The organism is Thiocapsa sp., from assembly GCF_035467215.1.
Classification (GTDB): domain Bacteria; phylum Pseudomonadota; class Gammaproteobacteria; order Chromatiales; family Chromatiaceae; genus Thiocapsa.
This window is the reverse complement of sequence record NZ_DATITZ010000176.1, coordinates 1-7149: the sequence shown is the minus strand read 5'-3', so window position 1 is coordinate 7149 and position 7149 is coordinate 1. Positions and strand designations below refer to the sequence as shown.

Below are 7149 nucleotides of genomic sequence, written 5' to 3'. Positions count from 1 at the left end.
CTGTCCACCCTGCGCAAGCAGTCGATCGATCTCTATCCCGCCCTGGTGATGACCTTCCGGGGTCAGCCTCCGATGCCGCGCTTGCCGTAAGGCGGCTGGCGACCTGAACAGTTACGAGCGAAGAAGAAGGCGTCTAATGTGTTCCGGTCGCGCTCCTTAGGTCTTTGGTCGTGGTTTTCGACGTCGCAGTCGGCGGCCGAGGCGTCGCTACAGTTCTTCGACGAAGGCCGGGGGACCGAGTGGGCAGCCGGTGCTGGGATGCGCGCGGATATGCTCCGCTGGAATTCCTGGAATGGGAATTCCGGTGACAGTGTACGTATCTCGTGGGCATCCCGAGTGACGGTTTTCCACTCGACCTCGGACACAAGCCCCGAGAACGTCGGCGGCTGAAGTTCGCCGATCAGATGCGCACACGGGATTGAGCGCGAAAGTCTCTTCAGCGCGTAAACCGGTCAGCCACAGCCGAACCGCGAGCGGCCGGATCGGTTGCTGCCGTTAGGGTCGCCTGAATCGACCCAAGACCGTTTGGCCGGCAGGCTCTCGCGACAGCGTTGGACGAGTCCGGCAGGTTCAGCGCGGATGATTAAGAGAAATCCCCATGACATCAAGTGAACGAAAACAGCCGCAATCCACGTCGAGGTCATCGCGCCGCCGGAGACGTGCGGTGGTGTCGGGCAGGACAGCGTATTCGCACCCCGCGTCGGTATCCGTGCGGTATTCCTGCGGAGCACGGCGCGTGGAGCGAGCGAACAGCACGATCTGGAGAATCACCGCCGCCGTCAGCAAGTTGCACTATGGCGCTTCAAGGTCGGCATCATGCCTGTGATCGAGCCGCGTGCGCTGGCCGGGCTCGGTTTCTCGCTCTTGCTTTATTCCGGCTGGCGCGGTGGATCAGCGCTTGGGTTCAAGCTCGCGCACGACCCGAAATCCCATGTCGTCGCTGGAGCCGGTCGGGAAGTCCCGCCACCGATTCGCCGAGCGCACCTCGCGGGGCGGAAAGCTCCAACTGCCGCCCCGATAGACCCACTGACCACAGCCCGCAGGATTCTCATGGGCGCTCCCGTCGGCAGGCGCCTTCGCGAAGGTCTCCGCAAAGCAATCGGCGACCCATTCGAAGACGTTGCCCGCCGTGTCGTAGAGTCCGAAGGGGTTGGGTTGAAAGGAGCCGACCGGCGCCGTCTCGTAACCGTCCCACGCACTGCCGCAGCCGGCGCAATTGGCGAGATCCACACCGAGGTCATCGCCCCACCAGAAACGCGTGTCGGTCCCGGCGCGCGCGGCATACTCCCATTCAGCGTCGGTCGGCAGTCGGTAGACGCGGCCCGTTTGCTCGCTCAGCCACCGGGTGTAAGCGACGGCGTCGTTCCAGGTCACGTTGACGACGGGGCGACGACCCCGGCCCCAGCCGGAGTCGTCCGGCTTGGCGCGGCCAGTCGCGTCGCAGAAGGCATCGAATTCATCGAAGGTGACCTCGTAGACCCCGATCGCGACGGCCCTCGACAGGGTCACATTGGTCGGAGGTTTTTCGTCCATATCCGTGCTGGTTCCCTGCAGATCGCCGCGCATGAAGCGGCCCGCCGGCAGGGCCATAAGCTCCGGAGCCAGTCCGCCGCCGGCGAGCGAATCGCGCAGCGGTTCGGGCAGACGCGAAGGCGAACGCGGGGCGACATCGCCGGGCGGCTCTACCGACGACGGGACGCTCGAGCAAAAGGATGTCAGCAAGAGAGCCGTCGAGAGGGGCATGCGCTTCATCGACCTGTCCTCGAGGGTGATCGAAGGGCGAAAGCCGGCAACGGCTTGGCCCTTCGAAGGGGACTACCAGGTCAAGGTTTGCGTATCGTCTTTGAAGAGTGCGCCGCCGGTCAGATCGGGGTTGCCGACCTGAGCACCGGGGATGAGATCGGCCTCGGCAACGCCGTAGTGCTTCATGCACATGGGACACACCAATACCAGGGCGCCCTTGTCGATCATCGCGGCCAGTTTCTCTTGGTGCTCGCCGAAGGTCGCGGCATTCGCCTTCGCGCCGACGAAGACACCCTTGTCGTTGAGGAAGATGGTCAAGGGGTGGCCGCGCTCGAGTTGATTCTTCCCGAAAGTGATGCCCATGTTCGCGCGGTGCGGGTCATCCGTGGTCAGATTGATGAAGAGCGGATCGTCGTCGCTCGCCAGGACGGGCGCCATGAGGCCAGCCGCGGTCAAGGCGAAGGCCACGAGAAGCGTGGATAAAAGACGCATGGTGATGTCCTCGAGGTTGTGGTTGGTTGGTATGGTCGTCGCGATCCAGGTGATCGTTGGATCGGCAAGGGACCCGAGCACCGCGTCGAAGAGGCGATCGGGTCGAAGCAGCGTAACCCGAGAAGACGTCGTCCCGAAAGGCGTGCGGAAGCCGATTCAGCATCGGCCTCGATGTGCCGCAGCCCGCTGGCTGCGGCACGTCAGGCTCGGCATAGCCCTAGCGTCCGGGGCCGAGTCGGGGCCGGATTGCAGCGACCGGCCCCGCTCTGCACACCGTGACTCAGACGGCTGCCGGACTCGGTTGCGCCTTACCGGCATCGACCGCCTGTGGATGCTTGGCATCGTGCGCCGCGACGAAGAAGGACGCGATGTAGGTGCCCAAACCGCCCAGGAAGACGAGCCCGGAGATCACCCGCAGCCAGTAGAAGAGCGCCACCTTCTCCTGCACGACCATGAAGGGCAGCGGCGTTTCCGTGTAGCGTTGCAGGAAGATCTGAAGGATGCCCGCCGCGGTGAGGAACAGTGTGATGAACACCATTGAGATACTCATGAGCCAGAAGGCCCACATCTCCAAGACCTGCGAGCGCATGCTGTTGGCCTCCCGACCGTTCAGGAGCGGCATGGCGTAAGAGATCATGGTGATGTTGATCAGCACATAGGCCCCATAGAAGGCGAGATGCCCGTGGGCGGCCGTGATCTGCGAGCCATGGGTGTAGTAGTTCACCGGCGCCAGAGTATGCAGGAAGCCCCAGACCCCTGCGCCGAGGAAGGCGAGCACCGCGGTGCCGAGCGCCCAGAGGACGGCCGCCTTGTTCGGGTGATTGCGCCGACGTTGGTTGACCATATTGAAGGCGAATACCGTCATCATGAAGAAGGGCAAGGGCTCGAGTGCCGAGAAGATGGAGCCCCACCATTGCCAGTACTCGGGCGGACCGATCCAATAGAAGTGATGTCCGGTGCCGATGATGCCGGTGATCAAGGCCATGGCGATGATGATGTAGAGCCACTTCTCGACCACCTCGCGGTCCACGCCGGTTGTCTTGATCAGCACGAAGGCGAGCATGGCCCCCATGATGAGCTCCCAGACGCCCTCGACCCACAAATGCACCACCCACCACCAGTAGAACTTGTCGAGCACCAGGTTGGTCGGGTTATAGAAGGAGAAGAGGAAGAAGACCGCCAGACCGACCAGACCGATCAGCATGACTAGACTCACCACCGTCTTGCGTCCCTTCAGCACCGTCATGCCGATATTGAACAGGAAGGCGAGCGCAACGATCACGATACCGACCTTGGTGATCGTGGGTTGCTCCAGGAACTCGCGTCCCATGGTCGGCAGGATATCGTTCCCGGTCATCTCGGCCAGGCGCGCGTAGGGGACTGCCAGATAGCCGATCACCGTCAGGGCGGCGGCGATCAGGAAGATCCAGAACATCAGGTGAGCCAGCCAGGGTGCATACAGCTCCCGCTCGCTCTCCTCCGGAATCAGGTAATAGGCCGCGCCCATGAAGCCCATCAACAGCCAGACGATCAACGTGTTGGTGTGCACCATCCTGGCAACATTGAAGGGGATCTCCGGGAAAAGGAAATCCCCGACCACATACTGTATACCCAGAACGATCCCGAAGATGATTTGGGCGAGAAAGAGTCCGATCGCCGCAATAAAGTACGGCTTGGCGACGGCTTGAGATTTATATTTCATCGAATGGATTCTCCGGTGCTGCGAATCAGCCTTGAATGTTCGGTGGCCAGCCTGCCGTATTGATCTCGGAGCTGTATTTCAGGAACTCGGCGATGGCGTCGAGCTCCTCGTCGCTGAAGTTGAATTGCGGCATGCTGCGCCGACCGGGGATACCCATCGCAGGGCGACTCTGGATGAATGCCTTGATCGCTTCTTTATTGTTGCCGAAGCGTGTGTAGATGTTCCCCAGCTCCGGGGCAAAGTAGGCCCCTTCGCCGAGCAGGGTATGGCAGCCGATACAGTTGTTGTTCTCCCAAAGCTCCTTGCCCTTGGCGATACGCTGGCCGACCTCGGTGGAGAGGTCCAGCTGATGGCGTTGATCGCGTTCGGGTAAGGCGAAGGAGGTGTCGAGCGTCAGGGCGAGAAACAGTAGGATGAAGAATACGGAACCTCCGTAGAAGATGTTCCGCGCCATGGATTTCGTGAAGACTTGCGCCACGGGATGAGGCCCTCGGTGATGGATCGAACCGTGGGCGCATTGCACGTTCCGGAGGCATCCTCCGCCTTGATGCAAATCAAGCCGATCCTGCAGCCGATCCCGTAGCCGATCGCGGCCGGCCGGCTTGACACATCCGTCCCGCTCCCGTAGATCCATCCGAGATTCCAACCGACGGCGAACGCCCGACAAGGCATCCGATGATCGACGAGTTGAAGACCGCCCCCCTCCTGGCCGGCCTAAGCCACGGCCAACTCGAGCGCGTGAGCCAGCACGCGACGCGTGTCGTCCTCGGCGCCGAGCAGCTTCTGTTCAGTCAGGGTGATCCCGCGGAGCGCTTCTACCTGGTTCTCCAGGGCCAGATTCAGCTCTTTCGGCTCTCGCCGGGCGGGGCGGAAAAGGTCATCGAGCTGGTCTCCCCGGGCCAGACCTTCGCCGAGGCGCTGATGTTTCTCAACGCGCCGCGCTATCCGGTCTGTGCCGGTGCTCTGGCGCCCTCCGAGCTGCTCAGCCTGGATGCGCGCGACTTCTCGCAAATGCTGCGCGAGTCCGTCGACACCTGCTTCCTGATGCTCGGCTCGCTGAGTCAGCGCCTGCGCGGTCTGATCGGCGAGATCGACAACCTCACCATGCACACGGCGAGCAGCCGAGTCGCTCGCTATCTGTTGGCCAAGGTCGCGCCCGAGCGGCGATCGCTCAAGCTGGACGTGCGCAAAGGCGTGCTCGCCTCGCGCCTGTCGATCCAGCCGGAGACCTTCTCGCGTGTGATGAAGGAGCTTGCCGGCCGAGGCATCATCGAGGTCCACGGCGCCCAGGTGACCATCCTCGACCGTGCCGCCCTCGGCGAGGTCGCAGAGCTCCAAGACAACCTAGAGCTGGGTTCGCCGAGCAGCGGACCGGGGAATCTGATCAAGGGCTGATTCGAGCGGACGAATGGATGGCGTGCCCGGGTCGAGACGACTCCGATTGAAATCTTTGCAGCCATCTGCTGCGCCGCAGCATAATGACCGAGACATGACGGCCGTGCCGTCCGAGTCGGCCAAACACGCCGCACATCACCCAACGGAGACCCAGATGCCGGACTCATTCGATCAGAACGCGCTCGACTATCACCGCTATCCCAAGCCCGGCAAGCTGGAGATCAAACCGACCAAGCCCATGGGCAACCAACGCGATCTGGCTCTAGCCTATTCGCCCGGGGTTGCGGCGGCCTGCCGCGAGATCGAGAAGGACGCGATGAACGCGTCGCTCTACACCGCGCGCAGCAACTTGGTTGCGGTCATCACCAACGGCACGGCGGTGCTGGGTCTCGGCGCCATCGGCGCGCTCGCCTCCAAACCGGTGATGGAAGGCAAGGCGGTTCTGTTCAAGCAGTTCGCGGATATCGATGTCTTCGACATCGAGATCGAGGAGCGCGACCCGGAGAAGTTCATCGAGACGGTCGCGCGCATGGAGCCCAGCTTCGGCGGCATCAACCTCGAAGACATCAAGGCGCCCGAGTGCTTCATCATCGAGCGCGCCCTCAAAGAGCGGATGGGTATCCCGGTCTTCCACGACGACCAGCACGGGACCGCCATCGTGGTCTCCGCGGCCATCTTCAACGGTCTGCGCGTAGTGGGAAAGGACATCGGCAAGGCCCGTCTGGTCACGGCCGGCGCAGGGGCAGCCGCGCTCGCCTGTGTCGACCTGCTGGTCAGCATGGGACTGCCGAAGGAAAACGTGACCCTTACGGACATCGCCGGCGTGGTCTATAGCGGCCGTACCGAGGAGATGGACCCGTACAAGGGGCGTTACGCGATCGAGACCGAGCAGCGCACCCTGCAGGAGGCCATCGAGGGCGCCGACATCTTCCTGGGACTCTCCGCCGCCGGCATCCTCAAGCCCGAGTGGCTGATCAAGATGGCGGATGCGCCCATCATCATGGCGCTCGCCAACCCGGTACCCGAGATCATGCCCGACCTGGCCCGCGCCGCTCGACCGGACGCCATCATCGCCACCGGGCGGTCGGATTTTCCGAATCAGGTCAACAACGTCCTCTGCTTCCCCTTCATCTTCCGGGGCGCGCTCGATTGCGGTGCCACCGAGATCAACGAGGCGATGAAGATCGCCTGCGTCAAGGCGATCGCCGATCTCGCGATGGCCGAGCCGTCCGACATCGTGCGCGCGGCCTATGGCGGAGGCGAGCTGACCTTCGGACCCGAGTACCTGATCCCCAAACCCTTCGATCGGCGTCTCATGGAAAATCTGGCCCCCGCGGTCGCCCGTGCGGCGATGGAGAGCGGTGTCGCCACCCGACCCATCGCCGACCTGGACGCCTATCGAACCGCCATGCATCTGCGGGCCTATCGCACCGGGATGACCATGAAGCCGGTCTTCGATCAGGCGCGGGCCGCACCGAAACGCGTGATCTATGCCGAGGGCGAGGACGAGCGCGTCCTGCAGGTGGCGCAGCAGGCCATCCTGGAAGGAATTGCCCGCCCGATGCTGATCGGCCGCCCCGAGGTCATCGGACACCGCCTCAAAGAGCTCAGCCTGACCATGCGTCCGGATCGTGATTTCGATCTGATCGTGCCCTGCGAGAACACCAACTTCGACACGCACTGGCGGACCTTCTACGAGCGCGTCCAGCGACGCGGCTATGCGCCGGACGAGGCACAGGAGTACATCCGCAACGATCCCACAGTACTGGCTGCGACGATGGTCCGGTGCGGGGATGCCGATGCCATGATCTGCGGCG

General features: G+C 63.1%; 7 protein-coding genes. 2 read left to right on the top strand and 5 right to left on the bottom strand.

Annotated features, from left to right (window positions below; translation table 11 throughout):
• Positions 1-570: 570 nt before the first annotated feature.
• The 5 genes from VLR48_RS09755 to VLR48_RS09735 all read right to left on the bottom strand — a co-directional run bounded on the left by VLR48_RS09755 (position 571) and on the right by VLR48_RS09735 (position 4415).
• Complete coding sequence (locus VLR48_RS09755) at positions 571-771, bottom strand: hypothetical protein (RefSeq protein WP_325291600.1); 201 nt, start codon at positions 769-771, stop codon at positions 571-573.
• Positions 772-891: 120 nt separating this feature from the next.
• On the bottom strand, positions 892-1752 hold the full coding sequence (locus VLR48_RS09750; RefSeq protein WP_325291599.1) for a formylglycine-generating enzyme family protein: 861 nt from the start codon (positions 1750-1752) through the stop codon (positions 892-894).
• 63 nt (positions 1753-1815) lie between these two features.
• The gene (locus VLR48_RS09745) at positions 1816-2235 is read right to left on the bottom strand and encodes a DsrE family protein (RefSeq protein ID WP_325291598.1); all 420 of its coding nucleotides are present in this window, start codon (positions 2233-2235) and stop codon (positions 1816-1818) included.
• 280 nt (positions 2236-2515) lie between these two features.
• Positions 2516-3937 carry a cbb3-type cytochrome c oxidase subunit I gene (locus VLR48_RS09740; RefSeq protein WP_325291597.1) on the bottom strand — a complete coding sequence of 474 codons (1422 nt, stop codon included), beginning with the start codon at positions 3935-3937 and terminating at the stop codon, positions 2516-2518.
• A gap of 25 nt (positions 3938-3962) precedes the next feature.
• Complete coding sequence (locus VLR48_RS09735) at positions 3963-4415, bottom strand: cytochrome c (protein ID WP_325291596.1); 453 nt, start codon at positions 4413-4415, stop codon at positions 3963-3965.
• A 197-nt stretch (positions 4416-4612) separates the two neighbouring features.
• On the opposite strand from VLR48_RS09735, the gene VLR48_RS09730 reads away from it, so the two are divergent.
• Both VLR48_RS09730 and VLR48_RS09725 read left to right on the top strand, forming a co-directional pair.
• Positions 4613-5332: a Crp/Fnr family transcriptional regulator gene (locus VLR48_RS09730; RefSeq protein ID WP_325291595.1), complete on the top strand. Its 720-nt coding sequence runs from the start codon at positions 4613-4615 to the stop codon at positions 5330-5332.
• Positions 5333-5486: 154 nt separating this feature from the next.
• Positions 5487-7149: NADP-dependent malic enzyme (locus tag VLR48_RS09725; protein ID WP_325291594.1), on the top strand; the 1663-nt coding region annotated here is incomplete at its 3' end.